Genomic DNA, 26,480 nt, shown 5'->3' on the forward strand with positions numbered 1-26,480 from the left:
TCAATTTGACGGAATACAAAGAAAACCACTCTATTTGGAGTGGTTTTTTTTATGTTGTTGAAACTTTTTTTAATTATGATTTGTAAAAATATGATTATAATTCTTTTACTTTTGTTCTAAAGTAACCAACTCCTGTATGGTTTATTGTTTTGTTTTGATTGTCGGTTTCAATGGATTTGAAATCTATTTTTCCATAAATACTATCACCAATTTTAAAATTTGAATGGTTTAATGTTAATTTTTGATAAATAATTTTATATACTGATTCTTTTTCTCCTTCAGTTACTACGTCAGTTGAATAATAGGGTTCAGTATAGAACTTGCCGTTTTTTACTAATATTATAAATCCATGACCACCAAAACCGTTACCGATTCCAATGTTTATAGAAAGCGTATCCTTTTTCCAAAAATAAGAACGACAATTATTAAAATTCGAATATTTCATGTCATAATCCTCATTTCGGTTATTTATATAAGATACAGCACTTGACTTCTTCATTAGTGTGTCTTTTTCTAAAGCTGAAAAAATTTCTTTTTCGTTGTCTAATTTTTTGAATATTTCATTTTCAGAAATCTTATTATCGACATTAAAATTTTCCCATTTTTTTGTTGTTTTAAGTTCAGTATCTTTTTGTTTACAATGACTAAACAGAAATGGAACAAGTAAAATAACGAGTATATTAAAGTAAGTTTTAGTTAGTTCTTTTTTCATTTTTTCAATATTCAATCGTTAGCCTGAATACCCAAATATACAAAACTATTCAAAATTATAAGAACACTTTTTAAAACCAAAAATCCCTCAAGTTAAGGGATTTTTAGCTTCAATTTTTTAAAAAAATAATTCGTGAAAATTGGTGTAATTCGTGTTTTTCTTCAAAACAACTTGTTTTTATTTTACAAAACCGCCACCACTATTTACTTTCTCCGTTTCGATAGTAGTGTTTTCGTTTTGTAGTTTTAAATTTCCAAAGTTATAGGTCAACGAAATTCTAAAATGTCTCGTGTCATTTTTTTCATAGAAACGTGTTTGCAAATTGGTCGAAGAAATCAAAGCATTTACTTCGTTTTGATTGAAAACATCAAACATGTGTAAACCCAATTTCAACTTTTTATTCATGAAATCTTTATTAAACGAAATATCAAACTGCTGAATTGGTTTGGTGATTTTGTAAATTTCCCAAACGCCACCTTCTGGCAAAATGAAATAACTCATGGTATTTTTTATATCCCAAGGCAACATGATTTGAGCTTGTGCACCATAATTCCAAACTGGTGAAGCATCAAACGAAAAATCATAACCTTCGGTTAAATTTTTAACGTAATTTATATTCAAATATATGTAATTCATCTTGTCGATATTGTTCATTCGCTTTTGGAATTCTTCTTTTCCTTTGAAGAAATAATCCAACGGAATTGGGAAATTGGCATAAGCACTGAACGTTTTAAATCGGTCGAATTGTTGGAACGTTTGCGTGCTAACCAATTCGCCTGGTTCAGCCGTCATCAAGAATAAATTGTGGTCTTTTGCAACGGTATAATTGGCGCCTAATTGAACAAATTGCAACGCCGAAATTTTGAATTCAAAATTGTCAAAAAAGCTTGGGTTCAACAATAAATTTCCTCCCGAAGAGTTGTATTGGTCAAAATTTCCACCATTTGGATCCAAAACACTATAACTCGGTTGCGAAATTTTTCTTGAATATGATGCCGTAAGATTGATATCGTCGGTTACTTCATACATCGCGCTGACATTTGGAAACAAATTGTTGTTTTTAAAATCGATATTGGTTTTTACATCATCTACAATTCCAACTCTGTCAACTTCAAAATTTTCAAATCGCAATCCAGCGGTTAAATGTAATTTCTTGATTTTCTTTCGAACTTCGGCATAAAAAGCCAAATTGGTTTCTTTGTAATCAAAGTCGATAATATCGGTTGTAGCCGAATTCAAATTGTAACTTCCAATGTTGTCAACTTTAATCGTATTGAATTTTCCACCTGTATTTACCGAAAGATTTAACTTTTCAAACGGAATAGCAAAATCATATTTCAAATAATAATTCAGCAATCCAAAATCGTTTTTGAAGTTATTAAAACTCGAAACGTTGTCTTCAACAGCATTAGTTTTTGTGTCTGGATTTCGGTTAAAAGTATTGGTAAACGCAATAATATCAAGCGTTCTTCCAATGGTGTCTAACTTGGTTTTAAACTGTAAACTTACTTCGTGATTGCTTGCTTTTGTTTTGGAAATTCCGTTGTTGAAATAATCTGAAATTTCCGAACCATTAGTAATTCCTTCAAAATCACCTCTATCGTTAGCAAAAGTTGTATTGTAATTGAACAACAAATTCGATTTTTCGCTTAACTTGTAATTGGTTCCAACGCGAGCGTAAAAATTTCGGTTAGTGTTTACATTTAGTCGGTTTTGATTGATGAATTTATCAGGATCAAAAGAAGTGAACGTTTGACCATTATTTGATTGTTGTTCCCATTCGATGTAATTGTAACCAATCATGGTTTGCCAACTCAAGTTTTTTTCTTTTCCGTTGAGTAAAATCTGCGGACTTGGTTTTTGGTATTTGTTGAAATTGTAGTTGATATTAAAACTAGCATTTACGCCTTTCATACGCTTAGAATTGGTAACTAAATTGATGATTGAACCGCTAGCATTGGCATCAAAAGCTGCTCCAGGATTATATATCAATTCTACTTTTTCGATAGCATTTGCTGGAAGTGACGACAAATAATTTTCCAAATCGCTACCGCTTAATGTACTTGGCGCACCGTCAATATAAATTGTTACGCCTTTTCCGTTTAGTGATAATCCGCCAGTTGGCGAAGCAATAACACCAGGAAGTCTTTTTACAGCTTCAAAAGCATTTCCGGTGCTTAACATTGGGTTGTCTTTTACGTTTACCGTTGTTTTGTCAGAATCAACTTTGATGAATTTTTTCTGTTGCGTGATGGTAACTTCGTTAAGCTCTTTGGGTTTAATGGTGTCGTTTTCTGTTTTTGTTTCTTGCGCAAAAACGGTTGTTGCTGCAAAGGATAATGCAGCCATAAAGAATGATTTCATTTTTGATTAATTTCAGATTGATGATTATCAGTAAGACTTTAATCGAATGAAAATGTTACAATCCAAAGTGATTTTTTAGCAAATATTTTTTTGCGCAGCAGTTTTTTCAATGGAACAACTTCTTGGTCCGCAACCCATTCTTTTTGGTCCGCAAGAAGTTAATAAGCAAATTAGAAGTATTGAGATTAATAGCTTTTTCACTCGGATTTTGGATTTTTAAAATTTGGAATTTACTATATTTTGCATTTCAAGTAATTGTTCCAAATAATCTCGTTGATTGGAAAGTCTCGGTATTTTGTGTTGTCCGCCGAGTTTGTTGTTGTCTTTTAGCCAATCATAAAAAAGATTTTCTCGCGCTACATTAATTTTCAATTGATTTAATGTCATGTTGTTGTAGCGTTTGGCTTCATAATCAGAATTGACTGATTGCAGATTTTCGTCCAAAACTTTTTGGAACAAATGAATATCTTCAGGATGTTTTTTAAACTCAATTATCCATTCGTGTGCTCCTTTTTCTTTGTCTTTCATAAAAATTGGCGCAACGGTATAATCTTTTACTTCACAGTGTAAAGTAGAACACGTTTTTGCAATTGCCGAATCGGTATTTTCAACCATTAATTCTTCGCCAAAAACATTAATGTGATGTTTCGTTCGTCCTGAAACTCGAATTCTGTATGGATTTAATGAGGTAAATCGAACGGTATCGCCAATCAGATATCGCCATAAACCAGCATTGGTAGTGATGACAACCGCATAATTTTTGAATAATTCTACATCGGCTAAACGAACAATCTTTTGATTTGGTGTGCCAAAAGTATCCATCGGAATAAATTCATAGAAAATTCCGTAATCCAACATCAGCAATAAATCATTGGAATAATTCAAATCCTGAATGGCAAAAAATCCTTCGGAAGCATTGTAGATTTCGTAATATTTGAATTTAGAATTTGGTAAAATCTTTTTGTATTGCTCGCGATAAGGTTCAAAACTTACGCCACCGTGAAAATAGACTTCTAAATTTGGCCAAAGTTCAAAAAGATTTTCTTTCCCTGATTCGGTTAAAATTCGGTTTAACAAGACCAACATCCAAGATGGAACGCCAGCAAAACTGGTTACGTTTTCGGTTCTGGTTTCGTTGATGATTGCCGTTAGTTTGCTTTCCCATTCGCTCATTAGCGATGTTTTATTGCTTGGCGTACTGCTAAATTCTGCCCACATTGGCATATTTTCAATCAATATCGCCGATAAATCACCAAAAAACGTATTGTTATTTTCGTGGATTTGTGAACTTCCGCCAAGACGCAAACTTTTGCCCAAAAACATTTCGGAGTTTTCGTTGTTGTTCAAATACATACAAAGCAAATCCTTGCTAGCTTTGTAATGACAATTTTCCAAAGCTTCGTTACTCACGGGAATAAATTTGCTTTTGGCATTGGTTGTTCCGCTTGACTTGGCAAACCATTTTATGGGTGTGTTCCAAAAAATATTTTGATAACCTTTGCGCGTTTCTTCAATCATGGGTTCCAAATCTTCGTAGGAAGAAATCGGAATTCGTTCGGCAAAAGTTCGATAGGATTTTATGCTTTCAAAATCATATTTTTTTCCAAGAACTGTTTCTTCACATTGGCGAAGCAAGTTCATCAATAATTCGTCCTGAACTTCATTAGGATATTTTAAAAACAACTCAATCTGATGAATGCGCTGTTTCAAAACCCATGAAGCAATCGAATTTATTATTGGATAGAACATGTTTTAAATTTAGAATTTTGTCAACTATTTACTAATTACTTCAAACCAGAAACAAAGTTTAAAATTGTTTGTGCAATTTGGTTTTGACCTTCTTCGCTAGTAATGTAGTTTCTATCATTTTGATTAGAAATAAAACCCATTTCTAGCGTTAATGCTGGAACTTCTGATTTTGACAAAACGAAAAAAGGTGCTGTTTTTACACCGCGATTTTTTAGTGGAATATTTTTTTCGAAGTCTAAAACTAATTTTTGTGCCAATTCGTTTGATTTTTCATAAGCAACCGATTTATCGGAAACAAAAATTTCAAAACCACTAGTTGTTATATTTTTATTATTGTTGACGTGTAACGACAAAACTAAATCGGGTTTTACGCTATTGATGTAGTTTGTTCGTTCAGCTAATTCTACAAATTTATCGTCATCACGAGTAAAAAGAAGTTTGATATTTTTATCAGAATTTAGCGCTTCAATTTTTTTAGAAATAGCGTTAGCCAAATCTTTTTCTAGCATATCATCGTGTTTTCCGCCAAAATCATGTCCGCCATGACCAGCATCGACAACCACGGTAATTGTTTCTTTTTCAGAAGAAATAAACGAAACGGTTGCAAAAGCAACAACGAGAAGTAAAGCTTTGAATAGTTTTTTCATGGTTAGGGATTTTGGTTAGTTAAATTTTACAAACTTTCCGGAATAAACAGGATCATTTTCAGATTCTTTACCTAAGTTGAAATGATATTCATTTCCTTCTTGTTTGGTAATATTGAAAGAGATTCTGTATGCTGATACAACATTTTTTGTGGTTTTTGAAGGTGATGAAGGTTCGGTATAACCTTTTACAATAAATGAGTTTTCATCAATCCAATTGATGTCTAGCATTTCGGTGGTATTCCCAATTTTGATGATAAACTTATCGTTTTTGATGGTGAATTCATAATCCACTAATCCATTGTCTTTGTATTGTTTGTCCAATACAGCAACATAATTTCCGTCAGGAAGTTTTCTCAAGTCTGATTGTATTGAAAACGAAGACATAACAACAAAACAAAACAAAATAAGTAGTTTTTTCATGGTTCAAAATTTGGTTTAATACTATTTGAATGACGCTAAAATACTAAAATTATTATAAATTTAGCCAAAAATCTGAAAATCGATAGTATGACATACGAAGGCGTTCTTACCAAAATGCAAACCGAATTTTTAAATCCAATTCAATATTATTTGGTATTTGAGAATAGTTTTTTGAGCTTAAACCAACTTTTAGACAAATCGATGGAAATCAATTTCGTGGGTTATCAATGTTTGAATTGTGGTAAAAAGAAAAAAATTTTCCGACAAGGATTTTGCTATGATTGTTTCATGAGTTCGGCTTCGGCTGGCGATTGGATTATGAAACCCGAGCTTTCCACAGCACATTTAGACATTGAAGATCGCGATTTGGAGTATGAAAAAAAAGTGCAATTACAACCACATATCGTGTATTTAGCATTGTCGAGTGAAGTAAAAGTTGGTGTGACGCGAAAAACTCAAGTACCAACACGCTGGATAGATCAAGGTGCAATTCAAGCCATTCCAATTGTTGAAGTTCCCAATCGTTATTTGGCAGGAATTACCGAAGTCGCATTGAAAAATCATTTTGCCGATAAAACCAATTGGCAAAAAATGTTGAAAAATGATATTCCAAATGTAGATTTGCTAAAAGAAAAAGCATCATTAAAATATTTGATACCAAAAGAAGTTCAGGAATATTATGACGTTGATAAAAACGATTTATACGAATTGCATTTTCCAGTTTTAGAATATCCTAAGAAAGTAACTAGCTTGAATTTGGATAAATCTCCTAATTTTTCAGGAAAGCTAACAGGAATTAAAGGGCAATATTTAATTTTTGATGACGGAACAGTTTTTAACATTCGAACTTTTGAAGGTTATGTAGTGAAGATTTCGATATAAAAATAAAATTATAACCTTAAACTTTGTCATTCCGTAGGAATCTCATAGCAATTTTGAGATTCCTACGGAATGACAATCATTTAGTAAAAAAAAGCACAAAATTCTAGTGAACTTTGTGCTTTTTTTGTGTCTTAGTGGTTAAAAAAACTATTCCGTTTTCTTTGGTTCTTCTTTTTTCTTTTTACCAAAAATGTCTTTAATCAAACTGTTGGCTTTGGTTTGAACATCTTTTTTGACATCGGTTTTGGTTGTGTCTGTTTTTGGTTTTGTAGCATTAGAAATAATTCCGCTCAAAGCATCTTTTCCACCTGTAACCAATTTGTCTTTTTGTTGTTTTACCAAATTATTTACCAAGTTAGTTGTGGCTTGTTTCACATCGGTAGTGATTTTTGGCGACGAAAAACTTCCGCCAAGAATAGCATTAATCGGAATGCTTTCTACTTTTTGAGCATCGGCTGGCGATAATTTTGCGATTAAATTATTGGCTTCGGTTCCAAGATATTTTGCTGGAACATCTAGTTTTAAATTATAATTCATGTTTTGGTCAAAACCGTGTGTTCCGCCAACATTCACTTTGATGTCTTGGTATTTAATATCAAAAGGTTTTACGTTTACTTTTCCGTCTTTAAAAGTGACAGCAGCTTTTAAATCATTCAAATTTAACTTAGTCAAATCCACAAAATTCAGGTTGCTGTCTAATGCTGATAATAATGTTGAATTTTTAGAATTCACAGTCGTTGAAAGCAATTGTCCTAATAAATCTCCAGATAAGCTACTTAAAACAGGTGTCATTTCGGTTTCATTCAGATTACCTGATAAATGAATTTTTGAGTTCAATTTTCCATTAATTACGCCTGCAATTGGTGCAATTTTTTTCATCATATCCAATTGGGTAAACGTTTGCATGATATCAACGGTATTCAATCCTAAATCCATATTGAATTTTGGTGTTTTTTCTTTGGTAGAAATATCGCCATCAAATGCAATCGAACCGCCAAAAATATCGGTTTTTCCGTTTTGTAAGGTTGCTTTTTGGTCTTTAATGATGATTTTTCCAGAAACATTTTTCAATGTCAAATTATCGTATAAAACCATATTGGCTTTTGCCGTTAAAGAACAATTTAAGAACGCTGGAATCTTCATGGCTTCCGATTTTTTAGCTTCTTCTTTTTTATCGGTTTCAGGTTCCGTTGTCATAAAATCATTAACCGCTAATTGGTTAGAATTCAGGTTAAAATTTCCTTTCAACTCTTGATTTTTGAATACAAATCCGTAGAAATTTTCCAAAACTCCATTCACAGCAATATCACTTTTTCCTGTTTTAGCGTTAAACTGTTGTAAGTTTACAGTGTTTGGATTGAAAGCCACTAAAACTTTACTGATATTTATCGTTTTGCCATTTTCATCGGTATAATTAAATCCTGACAAATCGATTGTTCCGGCATTTTTAATTCGTGCATAATCGCTTTTTTCTACCGATTGCATGTCGAATTCCGTTTTTACATCGGCTTTCAAAATTCCACTTAAAGGTTTGTCAAGCTTTACCGGATAAGCTTTTGTTACATTAGCCAAATTGATTGTTCCTTTCAAATCAGCGTTTACCAAAGCATTTTCGGCTATGTTATTAATGTTAGCTTTCGCATTGAAAACATCTTGGTCAATTTGGAATGATAATTTGTCCAAATTCACATAAGTATCATTCATGACACCAGTTTCGTTGATGATTTTGGTGTCAATCACAATATTTCGAACCGATTTTGGTAAATCCGGATATTGGAATGAAGCATTATTGGAAGCAATTTCGATGTTGAATTTTGGTACAGTAGTTTCAGAATATAAACCTTTAGCAAAACCTGCAACGGTAAAATCTCCAGTGGTTTTTACATTATCCAAACTCGCAGCATATTGCGCCGGAATTAATCCTAAGAAATTCTTGAACGACGAAGTTGGCGTTTTGAACTTTAAGTCATATTCTTGTCCGGCTTCAACAATTTGAATAAAACCGTCGAATTCTAATGGCAATTCGTTGATTTTTGCTTTGTTTTCTTTGAACGTATATTTGCTTTTTTCTAAATCAATTCCCAAAACAGCATCCAACGAAAGCGCCACATTTTTCATATAGTTGGCTTTATCCATCGAAAGTGAAACTTTGGTTGTAGTTTTGGTATCTAAATCTAATTTTGTTGAAGTAAAATCGCCTTTTCCTTCGTGGTTAATGCTATCAAGAACCATTTTCATTTTTGACTTTTCATCATAAAATTGAAATCTAAAATTCTCGATTTCGTATTCTTTTATTTTTAAGGCTAAAGGTTTGCTTTTATTGTCGTCTTTCTGGTCTTCTTTTTTGTTTTTCAAAGCAATATCAAAATTTCCAACGCCATCTTTATTGAAAATAATGTTTATCAAACCGTTTTTGGATGAAATTCCGTCAATATTCATCGGTTCATTTTCTCCTTTGAATAATTCTTTGATAGACATTTTAAGGTTTAATTCTTCAAAAGAAACCAAAGTATCGCCTTCAAACGGTGCTTTGTTGATAATTGAAAGTTTATCAATAGTTACGCTTGCATTTGGAAAATTTTTAAACAAACTCAAATCAGCATCGGCAAAAGCAACTTTTGCATCTACATTTTCATTGATGGAAGTAAGGATTTTGGCTTTGATTTGGTCTTTAAAAAAATAAGGAATTGCAAAAGCTGCAACAACCAATAATAGAAGAACAATTCCAACGATTTTTAAAATTTTCTTTAGCATAACGAATAATTTTGTTACAATGATACTTACAAAAATAGTGCCTTTTTGACTAATGCTGTATAAAATTTAGGTTAGTTTTATGATTTCTAGCGTAAAAAAATAGTTATCAACAGCGGGTTTGTTTTTTCTTTTATTCTAAAATAGTTTTATTTAATTTGCGCTTGGTATGAATAAGCAGCATCAAGTCGTTTTATCGTTAGGAAGTAATCAAGGAAATCGCCTTGAGAATATTGAGCGTTGCATTATATCAATTCATCGTGAAATTGGCGCAGTTATCAAGGTTTCACGACTTTTTGAAACGCCAGCTTGGGGTTTTGAAAGTGGACCGTTTTATAATTGTGCGGTTGTGGTTCATACTCATAAATCAGCACATCAGGTTTTAGACGAAGTGTTGTTGCTCGAAGAAGCTTTGGGTAGAATTCGTTCCGATGTTGAAGGTTATCAAGCCAGAATTATCGATATTGATGTGATTTCGTTTGATGAAGAAATTATCGCTTCAGAAAAATTGAAAGTTCCACATCCTGAAATGCAAAACAGATTGTTTGTTTTAGTTCCAATGCGCGATTTGAATTTAGATTGGCGTCATCCAATTTTACAAAAATATCTTCATGAATTATTACTGCTTTCCGAAGATAAAAGTAATATTAAAGTAATTCAATCGCTTGAAAATCCAATTACAAAAATTCCTTTAAACAATTTTAATTATATCGCTATCGAAGGAAATATTGGTGCTGGAAAAACAACGTTGAGCAATAAATTAGCCGAAGATTTTAATGCTAAAATGGTTTTGGAACGTTTTGCGGATAATCCGTTTTTACCAAAATTTTATGAAGATCAAAGTCGGTATGCTTTTCCGCTCGAAATGTCTTTTTTAGCCGATAGATATCAACAAATTTCAGATGATTTAGCGCAATTTGACTTATTTAAAGATTTTGTCGTAGCCGATTATCATATTTTTAAATCCTTGATTTTTGCTAAAGTTACCCTTGCTGAAGACGAATTTCGATTATATAAAACGATGTTTGATATCATTTATAAAGAAATGCCAAAACCCGATTTGTATATTTATTTGTATCAAAATACCGAACGATTACTTCAAAATATAAAATTACGAGGAAGAAGTTACGAACAGGAAATTCCAGCAGAATATCTTGAAAAAATAAATAGCGGTTACCTTGATTACATCAAATCTCAAAAGGATTTGAATGTTTTAATCATCGATGTTTCTGATAAAGATTTTGTCGAAAATCAATCGGATTATGCTTTTATTTTAGACGAAATTCAAAAGAAATTACAATCCTAATTTTATCGTAATAAACTAAAATGACCTTTGTGTTCGGGTAAAATGTTGCTTACTTTGGCAACAAACCAATAATCATCAGCAGGAAGTTGTCTTCCGTTATAAGTTCCATCCCAAATAGGATTTTGTATATTAATAAAAGCAATCACTTTTCCATATCGGTCAAAAATGGTTACTTCTGGATTAGGATAAAAACTCATTCCTTTAATTGTCCAAAAATCATTAAAGCCATCACCATTTGGGCTAAAAAATGCTGGATAAGTTATATAGACAAATTGAAAGTCATCATTTCCACAAAAATCTTTATCTTTTGCATAAGCCATGTAAATTCCACCACTTTGTAATTGAAAAACATTTGAAGACTGATAGTTAACTCCATCAATTGAAAACTCGAAATCCCCAGAATTGGTTAAAATTGTTGCTGTATTTCCTGTAATGATTACATCTGAAATTATTGGTTTTGCTTTTACATTAACGGTAAAATTTTGTGTGGACGAACAGCCAAAAACATTGGTCATTTCAACTGAATATTGTCCTTGCGTTGAAACTGGAATACTTTGAGTAGTTTCTCCAGTTGTCCAATCATAATCCATTCCTGAAATTCCAGCGGTTAAAGTTGTACTTGTTCCTTCGCAAATGGCTATTTCACTATCAGCAATAGTTGCAGGTTTTGGGTTTACTGTAACAGTTACCGAATTTCTAGGTGTTGAAATGCAATTGTTGTTATTGGCTTCGATGTAGTAAGTTGTTGTTTGTGTTAAAGTTGGTGTTGTAAATGTGTTTCCAGTGACAATTGGCGTTGTAGAAGTTAGACTGTTGTACCAGTGAATAGTTCCAGTAGTTGCTGATGCGGTTAATGTAACTGATGTAGCTTCACAAGTTGAAGTTGAGCTTGGTGCAGTAACCGATGGTGTTTGGTTTACATTTACCGTTATTGGAGTTCGAGTTCCAGTTGTACAACCTATCGGAAATGCGTCAATATAATAGGTTGTGGTAGTTGTTAATGTAGGTGTTATGAAATTATTTCCTGAAGCTAGAACGGTTCCGCCAGTTGAAACATCATACCAATTTATCGTTCCAGCAGTTGCGGTTGCCGACATGTTTACCGATGCCGAATTACAAATGGCATAAGTCGAAACAGGATTGATAGCAGGAATTGTAATGGTTGTACTAGTTGAAATACTCAAAACTGGATCGCCAGGCATTCCACCATATTCCACGATATAACCTTTTGGTTGATAATCGCCGCTTACATCTCCAGTATTTGATAAATCATTCCACGAACCAGGAATTCCAACACCTGGAGCTGTTACGTGAGCATAATCTTCGTTGTTCATGTTGTTAGGTTCGCCGTTATTCCAATTGGCAAAATTTGGACTTGAACCATTTACGCCGCCATTCCAAAAAATCATTCCTGTTTCTGGTCCAGTCATCCATCGCCAAACACCTTCGGTAGCTTCGTCGCTTCCGCCAATCCAACCTGCGCCAGCTGCTTGTTCGCCTGAAAGTTGTGCTTCATCGACAGCGGTAATTGTGGCTAAATAACCTTGAAGTCCATAGTAAGTACTGTTTTCTGCAGCAGTTTTTGCACTAGACCAAGTTATCCCAACGTTTGGAATGTATTGATAATAATGTCCGTTGGAAGGTAAATAATTCGCTTGACCAACGGTTATAGAAAATGTTTTAGTGTTAGCTTGCGGATTAGCAGAATTATTTTGATAAACGATGTCTTTAACAGCTGCAATAATTTGTGGATATGTTGGTTGTCCAGAAACTCCAGTAAGTGTTAATTTTCCGGTAGTTTGGTTCCAAGATGTGGTAATGTTTGGATGATTTCCGGTTAAAAGTAAAACATCTTGCGAACTTACATATCCCGAAGAAATTTGAACATAAATAGCATCAATTCCTGGATCATCGTCAACAATATTGAAATCAGTGACGATTTTCATTTGGGTTTGTGGACAATAAATTTGATTTCCAGTAGCAGATAAAACAGGAGCATTATTTAGAATAAACTTTTTCTGTTTTTTTTGTCTAAAAACTGGATTTTCATTATTGAACTTTATTGGATTAGCAAATGAATTGTATCCAAAAATTGAAGAAATGAAAATTAAGGCTAGAATGATTTTTTTATACATGGCTTAAAAATAGAAAAATTTAGACTTATAGTTTGCTAAAGATTTGTTAGAATTTTATTTTTTGAAATAAATCCCAAACCACAATTCCTGCACTAACCGAAATATTTAGTGAATGTTTTGTGCCAAGTTGAGGAATTTCAATAGTTCCATTGCAAATTTCAATCGCTTTTTGGTTTACACCATAGACTTCATTTCCAAAGACTAAAGCGTGTTTTTTAGTTTTATCGATTTCAAAATTTTGAAGAAAAACAGCATTTTCTACTTGTTCAATGGCAAAGACTTCTACGCTTTCGTTTTTCAATTTTTCTATAACTGAAAGTACATCTTTTTGATATTCCCAAGCTACGGTTTCAGTTGCGCCAAGTGCTGTTTTATGTATTTCTTTGTTTGGCGGAGTTGCTGTTATGCCACATAAATATATTTTTTCGATAAGAAATGCATCCGAAGTTCTAAAAACTGAACCAATGTTGTGCAAACTTCTAATGTCGTCAAGAATAATAATAATGGGCGTTTTTTCGGCTTGTTTAAAATCATCAACAGTTTTGCGTTCTAGTTCTTTGTTTTCGAGCTTTCTCATTTTGAAATTTTTTGCAAAGATATTCAAAAAAAATCTCGTCTCATTTTTTACAACGAGACGAGATTTTATAAAAAATCAGTAATTAATAATTAACTTTTTACTGGTTCAGCAGCTGGAGCAGAATCTACTACATTTCCTTTAATAGTCAATACTTTTGGAGTTTCTGAAGCATTTGATGTAATAGTAATTGTTTTAGTAAATGGACCAGGTCTGTTTGTGTCATATTTTACACCAATAACAGCTTTTGCTCCTGGAGCAACTGGACCATCAGGTTTTGTTGGAACAGTACAACCGCATGAACCTTGTGCATTAGTGATTGTTAATGGTTTGTTTCCGTTATTAGTTAAAACGAACTCTCTTTTTCCGTCAGCACCTTTTTGGATTGTTCCATAATCGATAGTTTCGCTTTCGAAAACTAATCCTGCACCGTCAACTTTTGGAGCTTCAGTTTTAGTAACTTCTTTTTTAACTGCTTTTTTTGCAGTTTGAGCATTTGTAGTAGCAACACCGAAGAAAGTGATTGCAGCAAGTAAAATTATTTTTTTCATTTTTATTGTGTTTTATGATTATGGTACAAATCTATTTAAAAAAAATATTCGCCTCCTTTTTTTAATCTTAATATTAAATTAAAATTTAAAATGGCTATCGTTTCAAAAATAATTAAATTCGCTGTCACAAAATCATTTTAATATTATTTTACATTGGCATCAAAAGATAAAGCACCAAAAGAAACTCCGTTGATGAAACAATACAACGAGATAAAAAGTAAATATCCCGATGCGTGTTTATTGTTTCGTGTAGGTGATTTTTATGAAACTTTTGGAGAAGATGCTATTCGAGCTTCAAAAATATTAGGGATTGTTTTAACCAAACGTGGCGCAGGAAGTGAAACCGAAACCGCTTTGGCTGGATTTCCGCATCATTCGTTGAATACTTATTTGCCAAAATTAGTAAAAGCCGGACTTCGAGTAGCGATTTGTGACCAATTGGAAGATCCAAAAATGACCAAAACCATTGTGAAACGTGGAGTAACGGAATTGGTTACGCCTGGAGTTTCGATGAATGATGAGGTTTTGCATTCTAAATCGAATAATTTTTTAGCATCGGTTTATTTTAGTAAAAAACAGCTTGGTGTCGCTTTTTTGGATGTTTCTACAGGAGAATTTTTAACTTCTCAAGGAAATCAGGAATATATTGACAAGCTTTTGCAAAATTTTCAGCCGAGTGAAATTTTAATTCAAAAAAACAATAAATCTGATTTTAAATCGGCTTTTGGTGAAGATTTTAATGTGTTTTATCTGGAAGATTGGGTTTACAAAGAAGATTATGCAGTTGAAACATTAACCAATCATTTTCAAACAAATTCTTTGAAAGGTTTTGGGATAGAAGAATTACCCGATGGAATTATAGCTTCGGGTGCGATACTTTATTATTTATCCGAAACGCAACATAATAAAGTACAACATATCACAAACATTCATCGAATAGCAGAAGATGCTTATGTTTGGATGGATCGATTTACTATTAGAAATCTAGAATTGTATCATAGCCATTCTCAAAATGCAGTAACACTTTTGGACGTAATCGATAAAACTATTTCCCCAATGGGTTCACGCTTGTTGAAACGTTGGTTGGCATTGCCTTTAAAAGATATAAATAAGATAAGAAGTCGTCACGAAGTGGTTTCTTATTTAAAGGAAAACACCGAAATTTTACAGAAAATCCAATATCAGATTAAGCAAATTTCTGATTTGGAGCGATTGATCTCAAAAGTGGCAACGGGTAAAATTTCACCAAGAGAAGTTATTTATCTTAAAGAATCGTTGGATGCAATTATCCCAATAAAAAATATTGCACTTGAAAGTGAGCAAGAAGCCGTTCGTGTGATTGGTGATAGTTTGCATGCTTGTGATTTGCTTCGCGAAAAAATTAAAGAAACACTTAATCAAGATGCGCCAGTTGCTATTGCTAAAGGAAATGCAATCGCAACAGGAGTTCATCCTGAGTTGGATGAATTGCGAAACATTGCTTTTTCAGGTAAAGAATATTTGGAAGGAATTGAACAACGCGAATCAGAAAGAACAGGAATTTCATCGCTAAAAATATCGTTTAATAATGTTTTTGGTTACTATATCGAAGTTCGAAATACACATAAAGATAAAGTTCCAACCGAATGGATTAGAAAACAAACTTTGGTTAATGCGGAACGATATATCACCGAAGAGTTAAAAGAATATGAAACGAAAATTCTTGGTGCCGAAGAAAAAATTCATCAAATAGAAAGCCGTCTTTTTGAACAATTAGTAGTTTGGATTGGAACTTACATAAAACCAGTTCAGATGAATGCTAATTTGGTAGCACAATTAGATTGTTTGACTTCGTTTGCACAGTTGGCTATTGAGAACGATTATGTTTGTCCAATTTTGGATGATACTTTTGAATTGGAAATTACAAACGGAAGACATCCAGTTATTGAAAAACAGCTTCCAGTTGGCGTTCCTTATGTGGCAAATGATATTTTTCTGGATAGAGAAACGCAACAGCTAATTATGATTACTGGACCAAATATGTCGGGTAAATCGGCAATTTTAAGACAAACGGCTTTAATTGTATTGTTAGGACAAATGGGAAGTTTTGTTCCAGCCGAAAAAGTTCGAATGGGAATTGTAGATAAAATTTTTACCCGAGTTGGAGCAAGCGATAATATTTCGATGGGCGAATCTACTTTTATGGTCGAAATGAACGAAACGGCTTCAATCTTGAATAATATTTCCGATAGAAGTTTGGTTTTGTTAGACGAAATCGGTCGTGGAACCAGCACGTATGACGGAATTTCCATAGCTTGGGCAATTGCCGAATTTTTACACGAAAATCCAGCCCGACCAAAAACATTGTTCGCAACACATTATCACGAATTAAATGAAATGTCTGAACTTTTGCCTCGAATTCAAAACCATAATGTCTCGGTGAAGGAATTAAAAGATAATGTTTTGTTTATTCGTAAATTGGTAAAAGGTGGAAGCGCGCACAGTTTTGGAATTCATGTAGCAAAAATGGCTGGAATGCCGCAAACGGTTATTCAAAAAGCACAAAAATTGTTGAAGAAACTGGAGAAAAATCATTCTAGTGATGCATTGAATACTATTAAATCAGCTAAGGACGAAATGCAACTCAACATTTTCAGTATGGATGATCCGCTGTTGGAAGAAATCAGAGAAGACATTTTGAGTTTGGATATTAATACGCTAACGCCAGTGGAAGCATTGATGAAATTGAACGAACTGAAAAGAATGTTGTTGAAAAAATAAGTTCTATTCTTTTTGCAATCAATGGATTATAAAATATTGAATTTTTTTTCTCTAAAAAGGTTTGCAATATTCATTTTTAGTGTTACATTTGCATCCGCAATACGGGATAAGTATTGTTGTTCTAACAAAAATTGATAATGCGAAAATAGCTCAGTTGGTAGAGCGCGACCTTGCCAAGGTCGAGGTCGCGGGTTCGAACCCCGTTTTTCGCTCAACTACTATATAATGCTCGAGTGGTGATATATTTAATTAATTTTTTCTAAAAATTAGTTTTATCAAAACAAAGGCAATATGCTCGAGTGGTGGAATTGGTAGACACGCTGGACTTAAAATCCAGTGGGTAGTAATGCCCGTGCGGGTTCAAGTCCCGCCTTGAGTACAAAAGCTTCAAACTATGTTTGGAGCTTTTTTTGTTTATTTTCATTTTGTTTTTAATTTTTCATAGTAAAGGAATAAAACATTTTGTTTTGCATTTTTAATTTGCGAATTTGCGGTACAATATTTTCTCTAGAGATGAGAGTGGAATTAATGAATTTTTATAGCAATTAGCAGCTGAATTTTTAATGGGAACATTTGTAATTACGAAAAGACAGAATGGATATTATAAATATGAATTTACCTCTAGGAAAGGTAAAACCATTTTTATGAGCGATGATTTTGAATTGCGATTTGAATGCGAAGATGCAATTGAGGAATTTCGTAACAATATTGAAGCTGTTTTTTTTATGAAGTTTAAGTCAAAAAACGGAAAGTTCTTTTTTAAAATTATTCTAAAAGAAAAAGAAATAGCAGTTAGTCGAAAATATACTACGCAGTTGTTACTTCAAAAAGGAATTGACGAAATAACTAGAAGTGTAGCAAAATCGGAAGTATTGGATTTTAGTGTACAAGATTTTGCTTTTCCTCCTGCGGAGGAGATTTTTGGAAGTGAGTAATTTTTTTCCAAAAAAAAAGCTCTGCATTGCAGAGCTTAAAATTAGAAATTAATTTCTAATTATTTTTTTACTTCTTCAGTAGCTGGAGCTTCAGTAGCTGGAGCAGCAGCAGTGTCAACAGCAGTTGTGTCAACAGCTGGAGCAGCAGTAGTATCAACTACTTCAGTAGCAGTAGTGTCAACAGCATCAGCTGGAGCAGCATCAGCTTGTTTACAAGATACTACAGTTAATGTAGCAACAACAGCTAAACTTAAAAATACTTTTTTCATCTTACTTAATTATAAAAGGTTAATTATTAATTCGGAGCAAAGATATAAATTTTTTCAATCGGAAAAATTTTTATTTAACTTTTTTTAAAAATTCTATCCTCGAATTCCGATTATTTATGTAACAATAATTGTGCCAAACTCTATTTTTTAAATTATTTTTTTGATTTTGGGTAAATTATTTTTAATTCGTCTATAATGTTCTGAGCGCCAGCAAATTTATCGATGATAAATAAAATGTATCGAGCATCAACCATTATGTTTCGACAAATTTCAGGCGAATAATAAATATCACTCATTGTTCCTTCCCAAACTCTATCAAAATTTAAGCCAATTAAATTTCCATTGGCATCCAAAGCTGGACTTCCAGAATTTCCTCCAGTCGTGTGGTTTGTTGCTATAAAACAAACTGGCATTTTTCCTTTGTGACTGTATTTTCCAAAATCTTTTGTGTTATACAAATCGATTAATTTCTTTGGAACATCAAATTCATAATCGCCTGGAATATATTTTTCCATTACACCATCAAGATAAGTAACAGGTTCATAAGTCACAGCATCACTTGGTTTGTATCCTTTTACTTTTCCATAAGTTACACGTAAAGTACTATTGGCGTCAGGAAAAATTCGATCAGATTTTGGACTTAACTCCAAAATAGCTTTCATATAGGTTCTTTGTGTAGCAATATTTCTCAAATTGATTTCGTCATATTTTGGCACCACACTTTTTGTGTAAGAATCGGCCATCGCTTTCAAAATTTGATAACCTTTATCATTGTTTATTTTTTCTAAAACTGTTTTGGAGTCGCCTTCTAACAAACTTCTGAAATCTTGAAGATTAAGTAATTTTGAGTTAGTGTATATATCATTTGCTAATTTATTGGCATCTAAATTTTTCAATTCATTTGGTAAAAATTGACTTGGCAATCTTTTAGCATAAATAGTAATCAATTGTTCGAATACATTTTTGTCAACTGTTGGGTTGAAATCTTTGTAGAATGCATCAATTCCTTTTGATAAATTATTTTTTCTATCGGTAAAAGCTTGTTCGCCTTTGGTGGTCAATAACTGCTCTAATTGGTATAAACGATAACCATTTTGCAATAATTCGGTGTTTCGCATTGCAACTTCAGAAAATAAATCACGAGCCAAAGCATAATCTTTTATTTCTGCATAATTTTTCTCAAAATCGCTCAATAAGTTACCATATTCAGCTTGTTTTCCGGTTTTGATAACTTTTTCTTGAAATTCCTTTTCAAATTTTTGTTTTACACCAATTGCATTTGATTTTTTCAAACCTTTCGTTTCTCCAATCCATTTTTTCCAGTAATTAGCAACACTTGCATATTTGGAAGCATATTGAATTTTAATAGCGTTGTCTTTTCGCATAAAACCATCTTGCACTTTTAAAGCGGCATCGCGAACTTCAATTTTTGCTGGATTTGTTGTGTTTACAATTTGTTCCACAGCAACAGCAGGTAAATATTCCTGAGTTCTTCCAGGATAACCCATAACCATCGTGAAATCATTTTCCGAAATTCCTTTAGCAGAAATAGGGAAGAAGTGTTTTGGTTTGTATGGAACGTTATCTTTTGAATATTCCGCTGGACGATTGTTTTTGTCAGCATAAACTCTAAATAGAGCAAAATCGCCAGTATGTCTTGGCCAAACCCAGTTATCAGTATCTGAACCAAACTTTCCAATCGAACTTGGCGGCACACCAACCAAACGAACATCAGTATATTTTTCGGTTACAAATAATAAGTATTGATTTCCGTCATAAAATGTTTTAATACTATTTTCTTGCCACGATTCTTTAGGCGAAGTTTTAGTCAATGAACTGATGTTTGCTTGAATTTTTTTCTGTTTTTCACCTTCAGAAGTCATTGTTTCTGTTCCTTCCAAAACTTTTGTTGTTACATCATCAATTCTGATAATGAAGGTTACAAATAAATCTTTGTTTGGTAATTCTTCGTCCATTTTATAAGCCCAAAAACCATTGGTCAGATAATCATTTTCAACCGAAGAATGGCTTTGAATGTTGTCAAAACCACAGTGATGATTGGTTAGAAGCAAACCTTTATCCGAAATCATTTCGGCAGTACAACCGCCATCAAAGTGAGGAACGGCATCTTTTAAACTCGACTTGTTTACAGAATAAATATCTTCGGCAGAAATTTTCATACCAAGATTTTTCATTTCACTTTCGTTCATTCCTTTTAATAAAGAAGGAATCCACATTCCGCCTTGTTGCGCTTGTGTTTGAATGAAAACGAACAATAAAAGTAATTTAATGTATTTCATATTTGTTTAGTGTGGTTTGTGTTTTAAAATTTTACGATTATGAATTTCAAAATCGTTGGCAAGATACAATTTTTGCGCCTTTTCGTTATGATTTTCGACTTCTAGATAGATTAATTTAACATTTAAAATAGTCGCTTGCTCTTTTATGAAGTCAATAGTAATTTTACCAATTCCTTTGCCACGAGCGGTTTCTTTTAGATATAATTCGTCCAGAAAAGCAATTCGACCTTTGTATTCAAAACTGAAGATAAAAGTTAAAATTACGTAACCTACAATTTCTTCTTCATGATAAATAAGCCAACATTTACCCAAATTTTCATCAGCAATGAATTCGTGAAACAATTTTTTTGAAGTTTCAATGTCAATAGGATAGTTGTCTATCGCATAGAAATCTTGCATCATTTTGGTAACGATTTCTATATCTGATTTTTGCAAAGATTTAAATTGAACCATCTAAGGAATTTAAGTTCGACTATTGTTGGATATGACTCATTATGGTTTGTGTAGCACCTTTATTCATTTGGACAAAAGTTTCACAAATATGTCCTTTTTCGTGACGAATATCTTCGTTGGAAATCAAATTGTCAAAAGCTTCGTTTAGTTCGTTTTGATTGTTAATTGAAATACAACCTTCTTGATGAACCAAAGCCGTTGCTTCGGCAAAATGAGAATAATTTGGTCCAACAATAATCGGAATACCAAAAGTTGCCGGTTCTAAAAGATTATGAACACCAGGATTTCCAAATCCGCCGCCAACATAAGCAATATCAGCATAGGAATAAATTTTGGTCAAAATTCCAACAGTGTCGATGATGAAAACATTGAAATTTGATAAATCAAGGTTGTTTTTCTCTGAAAATATAACTGTTTTTTTTGTGATTTGTGTTTTGAGATTTGAAATTTGTGCTTCCTTTATATTATGTGGCGCAATAATAAATTTAATTTCTTCCGAAGATTGATTGATGTAATTTATCAATAATTCTTCATCTTTTGGCCACGAACTTCCAATGACAATTGTCGTTTTGTTGTCTTTGAAATTTGCAATAAAATCCAGCGAATTATCTTTTTCCAAAATAGCAACCACTCGATCAAATCGTGTATCGCCCGAAATTTTTACATTCTGAAATCCTAAGCTTTGAAGTAATTTTTTGGAACTTTCATTTTGCACAAAAAAGTACTCAAACGTTTTTAACGCTTTTCGATAAAATCCGCCATACCATTTGAAAAACGCCTGATTTTCTCTAAAAATTCCTGAGATTAGATACGTTGTAACATTGGATTTTTTTAACTCATTCAAATAATTGGGCCAAAATTCATATTTGATAAAAAACACCATTTCAGGATGAACAAGTTTTAAGAAACGTTTTGCATTCGATTTGGTATCCAAAGGCAAATAAACCGTTGCATCAGCAATGCTGTTGTTTTTTCGAACTTCATATCCCGATGGCGAAAAAAAGGTAACCACAATTTTATGATTGGGAAATTTTTCTTTGATTTTTTCCATTACAGGCAAACCTTGTTCATATTCGCCAAGTGATGCAGCGTGAAACCAAATCGTTTTATCAGAAGAATTAATTTTTTGTTCCAAAGTTCCAAAAACCGTTTTTCTACCATCAATGAAAAGTTTCATTTTTGGACTAAAAAAACCAAAAATAGGAAGTAAAAATTGTACAATTTGGGTTACTATCGAATAGAGAAAAAGCATATCGTTTTAATTGTGTCGCTAAAATACATCAGTTTGTAGAATTTTCATTGGAATAAGTCATTAAATTAGTAGTTTTGCTTCACAATTAATTTTCCCAAATGAAAAAATTACAAATGGTTGACTTAAAAAGTCAATACGAAAAAATAAAAGCTACCGTTGATGCTTCTATCCAAGAAGTTTTAGACACAACAACATACATTAACGGACCAAAAGTTCACGAATTCCAAAAAAATCTGGAGCAATATCTTGATGTAAAACATGTTATTCCATGTGCAAACGGAACCGATGCCTTGCAAATAGCCATGATGGGATTGGATTTAAAACCTGGTGACGAAGTTATTACAGCCGATTTTACATTTGCTGCAACAGTTGAAGTGATTGCGTTGCTTCAATTAACTCCAGTTTTAGTCGATGTCGATTTAGTAAATATGAATATTTCCATTGATGCGATTAAAAAAGCAATCACACCAAAAACCAAAGCCATCGTTCCGGTGCATTTGTTTGGTCGTGCGGCAAATATGGAAGCGATTATGCGCATTGCCAACGAGCATAATTTATATGTAATCGAAGATAATGCACAAGCTATCGGAGCCAATTGTAAATTTTCTGATGGGACAAAGAAAAAAGCTGGAACTATTGGTCATGTTGCTTCAACTTCATTTTTTCCAAGTAAAAACTTAGGATGTTATGGCGATGGCGGAGCAATTTTCACCAATGACGATGCATTAGCACACAAAATTCGCGGAATAGTAAACCACGGAATGTACGTTCGTTACCATCATGATGTTGTTGGTGTAAATTCGCGTTTGGATAGCATTCAAGCAGCAGTTCTTGATGCTAAATTACCATTTTTAGATCAATACAGTCAAGCGCGTCAAGATGCTGCACGTAAATATTCAAAAGCTTTTGAAAGTCATGCTAATATTGTAGCACCAACAATTTGTGATATTTGCGATTGTCACGTTTTCCACCAATATACATTGCGAATTACTAACGGAAAACGCGACCAGTTAATGGAACATTTGCAAAGCAAAGGCATTCCATGTGCGATTTATTACCCAATTCCGTTGCATAGCCAAAAAGCGTATATTGATAGTCGCTACAAAGAAGAAGATTTTCCAGTAACCAATCAATTGGTAAAAGAAGTAATCTCATTACCAATGCATACAGAACTTGACGATGAGCAAATTGAATTCATCACCAATAGTGTTTTAGAGTTTTTTAAATAATCATAATTACTGTAATCTTTTAAAGTATGAAAAAAGTATTAGTAACTGGCGGATTAGGTTTCATAGGTTCGCATACCGTTGTAGAACTACACAATGCAGGATATGAAGCTATTATTATTGATAATTTATCTAATTCTTCAATAGAAGTTTTAGATGGAATAGAACGAATTATTGGTAAAAAACCAGTTTTTGAAAATCTTGATTTAAGAGATAAATCAGCAGTACAAGGTTTCTTTTCAAAATACAACGATGTTGTAGGTGTTATTCACTTTGCTGCTAGTAAAGCCGTTGGTGAAAGCGTTGAAAATCCATTATTGTATTACGAAAACAACATCAATGCATTAGTATATGTTTTACAAGAATTAACTAAAATGCCTTCGGCAAACTTTATTTTCAGTTCGTCGTGTACTGTTTATGGTCAAGCCGAAAAAATGCCAATTACCGAAGATGCATCCGTTCAACCCGCAGCTTCTCCTTATGGAAATACCAAACAAATTGGCGAAGAAATCATAAACGATGTTGCCAAAGTTTCTTCCGTGAAAGCCATTTTATTGCGTTATTTCAATCCGGTTGGCGCACATTCAAGTGCTGAAATAGGTGAATTGCCAATTGGTGTTCCACAAAATTTAGTGCCGTTTATTACGCAAACTGGAATTGGACTTCGCGAACAACTTTCGGTTTATGGCGATGATTATCCAACACCAGATGGAACGGCAATTCGTGATTATATTCACGTAGTTGATTTAGCAAAAGCACACGTTGTAGCTATGCACCGATTGGTGGAAAATAAAAACCTTGAAAAAGTAGAAACCTTCAATCTTGGAACCGGAACAGGAAGTTCAGTGCTGGAAGTGATCAATGCTTTTGAAAAAGTATCGGGCAAAAAATTACCATATAAAATCGTGGGTAGAAGAGAAGGCGATATTACTTCAGCTTATGCTAATACCGATAAAGCCAACCAAGTTTTGGGCTGGAAAGCAGAACTTTCACTAGAAGAAAGTCTGGCTTCTGCCTGGAAATGGGAACAGAAAATTAGAAGTTAATTTGCAATAGTTATTATAAATTAAAAAGTCCTCAACTTGAGGACTTTTTTGCTTTATTTCTTTACGCTTTCTTTTAGCTTTTTTGCCGTTTCTTCCATTTGTTCGGCGCTTTTTACTTTTAAGCTATCTACTTTAGATTTGGTTTTTTGTTTCAAACTATCCAATTCAATAGCGGCTTTTATTTTTGCCGAATCAATATTGTTTTTCATTTCTTCGGTTACAGCATCTTTGGCTGCGTCAAGCTTTTCTTTGGTTTCTTCTTTACACGAAACCAGTACTGTTACTAAGGCTAATGATAAAAATAAATTTTTATACTAAATAAATTTTAAAGTGAAGCCGAAATCGTTTCTACTTCTTTATTAATCTTGTTTACTAATCCAACCAATACTTTTCCTGGTCCAACTTCGGTGAAACTTGTTGCGCCGTCGGCAATCATTTGTTGTACCGATTGTGTCCATCTTACGGCACCAGTTAGTTGAGAAATTAAGTTCTTTTTAATCTCTTCTGCATCCGAAACGGCATTTGCTGTTACATTTTGATATACCGGACAGCTTGGGGTTGAAAATGTTGTTGCCTCGATTGCTGCAGCTAGTTCTTCTCTGGCTGGTTCCATCATTGGGGAATGAAATGCTCCACCAACTGGCAAAATTAAAGCACGCTTGGCGCCAGCTTCTTTCATCTTTTCGCAAGCCAATTCTACCGCTTTATATTCGCCAGAAATCACTAATTGTCCCGGACAGTTATAGTTTGCCGCTACAACAACGCCATCTATAGAAGCACAAATATCTTCTACAATTTTATCGTCTAAATTCAATACCGCAGCCATAGTACTTGGTGTAATTTCGCAAGCTTTTTGCATGGCCAACGCTCTTTTTGAAACCAATTGCAATCCATCTTCAAATGATAATGCACCATTTACTACCAACGCCGAAAATTCGCCTAGCGAATGTCCAGCAACCATATCGGGTTTTACGTTTAGGGTTTTTGCTAATATTACTGAGTGCAAGAAAACTGCCGGTTGTGTTACCTTGGTTTCTTTTAACTCTTCGGCGGTGCCTTCAAACATGATGTCGGTTATTCTAAAGCCTAAAATTTCGTTGGCTTGTTCAAATAAGGCTTTGGCTTCTGCCGAATTCTCGTATAAATCTTTACCCATTCCGGTAAATTGTGCGCCTTGTCCTGGAAAAACGTATGCTTTCATAAATTAAATATTTCGTGTTTAAAAGAATAAGTAAAACTACTTAAAGTCGCAAAAATACTAATTTTTTTAGCAGCGCAATGGCTTCTACCTTTTTGCTATCCATTTTCCTGCTTTCTGCACCGCACGGCGGATTGCGCCAATCAGGGCTAATACGTTTCAATAGGCTTCTCGAGTTACTTTTAGTATTGGCTTACCTATCAATACCGTTTACTATAGCTACCAATTGGCTCTTTAAATCTTCATTGATAATGCCGTTGTCTTTGCTAAAATTATCGTTAAAACTTGGTAGAGAAAAAGTAGCAACAACATTGGCACCATTTCTTGGAAAACGGTTCTTTGCAATATCCAATATTGAACTTCCGCCTCGTGCACCCGGAGAAGTTGCCATCAATAGCATGGTCTTTTCTTGAAAAACAGCATTGTTGTAACGCGATGTCCAGTCCAAAATATTTTTAAAAGCACTAGAATATCCGCCGTTGTGTTCCGTCATAGATACAACCAGCAAATCGGTATTGGTAATTTTATTATAAAAATCAATAGCTAGTTGAGGAATGCCATTTTCCTTCTCTTTATCAATAGAATAGATAGGCATTTCATAGTCGTTTAAATCCAATACTTCCACGGTGGCATCTCGAAATAAACTTGCAGCATAAGTTGCTAATTGTTTGTTGATGGAATTTCTACTTGAGGAAGCTCCAAAAGCCAGTATTTTTTTCATGGTTTATGATTTTAAATAATAGGTTAATGCACCCGAAGGACATTTTTTTACCGTTTCTACTATCGCTTCGGTGGTAGAATTTTCGGGAATAATCCACGGCTTTTCCTTGGGTTTAAACACCGCAGGGTTATTTTTAACACACTGGGCAGCATGAATACACTTGCTCGATTGCCAAACAATGGTTACTTCGCCATTGCTATATTCTTTGGTTAGGTTATTAGCGTCCATA

The 26,480-nt window shown here is 33.4% G+C and carries 24 protein-coding genes and 2 tRNA genes; 8 read left to right on the forward strand and 18 right to left on the reverse strand.

Annotated elements, in window-relative coordinates; genetic code table 11:
• Positions 1-94: 94 nt before the first annotated feature.
• The 6 genes from G6042_RS08830 to G6042_RS08850 all read right to left on the reverse strand — a co-directional run bounded on the left by G6042_RS08830 (position 95) and on the right by G6042_RS08850 (position 5,892).
• Positions 95-712, reverse strand: a complete 618-nt coding sequence (locus G6042_RS08830; protein ID WP_169524010.1) for a hypothetical protein — start codon at positions 710-712, stop codon at positions 95-97.
• Between the two features lie 177 nt (positions 713-889).
• Positions 890-3,076, reverse strand: a complete 2,187-nt coding sequence (locus G6042_RS08835) for a TonB-dependent receptor domain-containing protein (RefSeq protein ID WP_169524012.1) — start codon at positions 3,074-3,076, stop codon at positions 890-892.
• Between the two features lie 75 nt (positions 3,077-3,151).
• Positions 3,152-3,277, reverse strand: coding sequence for a hypothetical protein (locus tag G6042_RS14450; protein WP_262887311.1), 126 nt, complete (start codon positions 3,275-3,277; stop codon positions 3,152-3,154).
• A 15-nt stretch (positions 3,278-3,292) separates the two neighbouring features.
• Positions 3,293-4,825 (reverse strand): GH3 auxin-responsive promoter family protein, encoded by a 1,533-nt coding sequence (locus tag G6042_RS08840; protein ID WP_169524014.1) that lies wholly within the window; start codon positions 4,823-4,825, stop codon positions 3,293-3,295.
• Positions 4,826-4,860: 35 nt separating this feature from the next.
• Complete coding sequence (locus G6042_RS08845; protein WP_169524016.1) at positions 4,861-5,472, reverse strand: N-acetylmuramoyl-L-alanine amidase family protein; 612 nt, start codon at positions 5,470-5,472, stop codon at positions 4,861-4,863.
• 15 nt (positions 5,473-5,487) lie between these two features.
• Positions 5,488-5,892: a hypothetical protein gene (locus tag G6042_RS08850; protein ID WP_169524018.1), complete on the reverse strand. Its 405-nt coding sequence runs from the start codon at positions 5,890-5,892 to the stop codon at positions 5,488-5,490.
• Between the two features lie 87 nt (positions 5,893-5,979).
• Here G6042_RS08850 and G6042_RS08855 point away from each other — a divergent pair, with 87 nt between their 5' ends.
• Positions 5,980-6,774 carry a DUF2797 domain-containing protein gene (locus G6042_RS08855; protein WP_169524020.1) on the forward strand — a complete coding sequence of 265 codons (795 nt, stop codon included), beginning with the start codon at positions 5,980-5,982 and terminating at the stop codon, positions 6,772-6,774.
• Between the two features lie 147 nt (positions 6,775-6,921).
• Here G6042_RS08855 and G6042_RS08860 read toward each other — a convergent pair whose 3' ends face one another.
• Complete coding sequence (locus G6042_RS08860; RefSeq protein ID WP_169524022.1) at positions 6,922-9,528, reverse strand: AsmA-like C-terminal region-containing protein; 2,607 nt, start codon at positions 9,526-9,528, stop codon at positions 6,922-6,924.
• A gap of 166 nt (positions 9,529-9,694) precedes the next feature.
• Between G6042_RS08860 and folK the strand changes: the two genes are divergently transcribed.
• Positions 9,695-10,831, forward strand: a complete 1,137-nt coding sequence (folK, locus tag G6042_RS08865; protein WP_169524024.1) for a 2-amino-4-hydroxy-6-hydroxymethyldihydropteridine diphosphokinase — start codon at positions 9,695-9,697, stop codon at positions 10,829-10,831.
• A gap of 2 nt (positions 10,832-10,833) precedes the next feature.
• Here the strand turns inward: folK and G6042_RS08870 are convergent, their stop codons facing one another.
• The 3 genes from G6042_RS08870 to G6042_RS08880 form a co-directional block, all read right to left on the reverse strand.
• Positions 10,834-12,966: an Ig-like domain-containing protein gene (locus tag G6042_RS08870; RefSeq protein WP_169524025.1), complete on the reverse strand. Its 2,133-nt coding sequence runs from the start codon at positions 12,964-12,966 to the stop codon at positions 10,834-10,836.
• A gap of 46 nt (positions 12,967-13,012) precedes the next feature.
• Positions 13,013-13,543, reverse strand: a complete 531-nt coding sequence (locus G6042_RS08875; RefSeq protein WP_169524027.1) for an RNA methyltransferase — start codon at positions 13,541-13,543, stop codon at positions 13,013-13,015.
• A gap of 89 nt (positions 13,544-13,632) precedes the next feature.
• Positions 13,633-14,091, reverse strand: coding sequence for a DUF1573 domain-containing protein (locus G6042_RS08880; protein ID WP_169524028.1), 459 nt, complete (start codon positions 14,089-14,091; stop codon positions 13,633-13,635).
• 153 nt (positions 14,092-14,244) lie between these two features.
• Between G6042_RS08880 and mutS the strand changes: the two genes are divergently transcribed.
• The 4 genes from mutS (at position 14,245) to G6042_RS08900 (ending at position 17,786) form a co-directional block, all read left to right on the forward strand.
• Positions 14,245-16,851: a DNA mismatch repair protein MutS gene (gene mutS / locus G6042_RS08885; RefSeq protein WP_169524030.1), complete on the forward strand. Its 2,607-nt coding sequence runs from the start codon at positions 14,245-14,247 to the stop codon at positions 16,849-16,851.
• Positions 16,852-16,990: 139 nt separating this feature from the next.
• Positions 16,991-17,063 (forward strand) — tRNA-Gly (locus G6042_RS08890).
• Between the two features lie 81 nt (positions 17,064-17,144).
• Positions 17,145-17,230, forward strand: a tRNA-Leu gene (locus tag G6042_RS08895).
• 184 nt (positions 17,231-17,414) lie between these two features.
• On the forward strand, positions 17,415-17,786 hold the full coding sequence (locus G6042_RS08900) for a DUF1508 domain-containing protein (protein ID WP_169524031.1): 372 nt from the start codon (positions 17,415-17,417) through the stop codon (positions 17,784-17,786).
• A gap of 59 nt (positions 17,787-17,845) precedes the next feature.
• On the opposite strand, the gene G6042_RS08905 is transcribed toward G6042_RS08900, so the two are convergent.
• From G6042_RS08905 to G6042_RS08920, 4 genes are all read right to left on the reverse strand, one after another.
• Complete coding sequence (locus G6042_RS08905) at positions 17,846-18,055, reverse strand: hypothetical protein (protein ID WP_169524033.1); 210 nt, start codon at positions 18,053-18,055, stop codon at positions 17,846-17,848.
• 152 nt (positions 18,056-18,207) lie between these two features.
• Complete coding sequence (locus tag G6042_RS08910) at positions 18,208-20,355, reverse strand: S46 family peptidase (protein WP_169524035.1); 2,148 nt, start codon at positions 20,353-20,355, stop codon at positions 18,208-18,210.
• Positions 20,356-20,361: 6 nt separating this feature from the next.
• Positions 20,362-20,808 (reverse strand): GNAT family N-acetyltransferase, encoded by a 447-nt coding sequence (locus G6042_RS08915; protein WP_169524036.1) that lies wholly within the window; start codon positions 20,806-20,808, stop codon positions 20,362-20,364.
• A gap of 19 nt (positions 20,809-20,827) precedes the next feature.
• Entirely contained in the window at positions 20,828-22,060 is a 1,233-nt protein-coding gene (locus G6042_RS08920; RefSeq protein ID WP_169524038.1) for a 3-deoxy-D-manno-octulosonic acid transferase, read from the reverse strand.
• 98 nt (positions 22,061-22,158) lie between these two features.
• On the opposite strand from G6042_RS08920, the gene G6042_RS08925 reads away from it, so the two are divergent.
• Entirely contained in the window at positions 22,159-23,289 is a 1,131-nt protein-coding gene (locus tag G6042_RS08925) for a DegT/DnrJ/EryC1/StrS family aminotransferase (protein WP_169524040.1), read from the forward strand.
• A gap of 26 nt (positions 23,290-23,315) precedes the next feature.
• Positions 23,316-24,332: a UDP-glucose 4-epimerase GalE gene (gene galE / locus G6042_RS08930; RefSeq protein ID WP_169524041.1), complete on the forward strand. Its 1,017-nt coding sequence runs from the start codon at positions 23,316-23,318 to the stop codon at positions 24,330-24,332.
• A 53-nt stretch (positions 24,333-24,385) separates the two neighbouring features.
• Here the strand turns inward: galE and G6042_RS08935 are convergent, their stop codons facing one another.
• The 4 genes from G6042_RS08935 to G6042_RS08950 form a co-directional block, all read right to left on the reverse strand.
• Positions 24,386-24,541, reverse strand: a complete 156-nt coding sequence (locus G6042_RS08935; RefSeq protein ID WP_169524043.1) for a hypothetical protein — start codon at positions 24,539-24,541, stop codon at positions 24,386-24,388.
• 116 nt (positions 24,542-24,657) lie between these two features.
• Positions 24,658-25,533, reverse strand: a complete 876-nt coding sequence (gene fabD / locus G6042_RS08940; protein WP_169524044.1) for an ACP S-malonyltransferase — start codon at positions 25,531-25,533, stop codon at positions 24,658-24,660.
• Positions 25,534-25,723: 190 nt separating this feature from the next.
• Complete coding sequence (locus G6042_RS08945) at positions 25,724-26,251, reverse strand: NADPH-dependent FMN reductase (protein WP_169524046.1); 528 nt, start codon at positions 26,249-26,251, stop codon at positions 25,724-25,726.
• Between the two features lie 3 nt (positions 26,252-26,254).
• Positions 26,255-26,479 carry a (4Fe-4S)-binding protein gene (locus G6042_RS08950; protein WP_169524047.1) on the reverse strand — a complete coding sequence of 75 codons (225 nt, stop codon included), beginning with the start codon at positions 26,477-26,479 and terminating at the stop codon, positions 26,255-26,257.
• Position 26,480 lies beyond the last annotated feature (1 nt).

Source organism: Flavobacterium solisilvae, assembly GCF_012911605.1.
Lineage (GTDB): Bacteria > Bacteroidota > Bacteroidia > Flavobacteriales > Flavobacteriaceae > Flavobacterium > Flavobacterium solisilvae.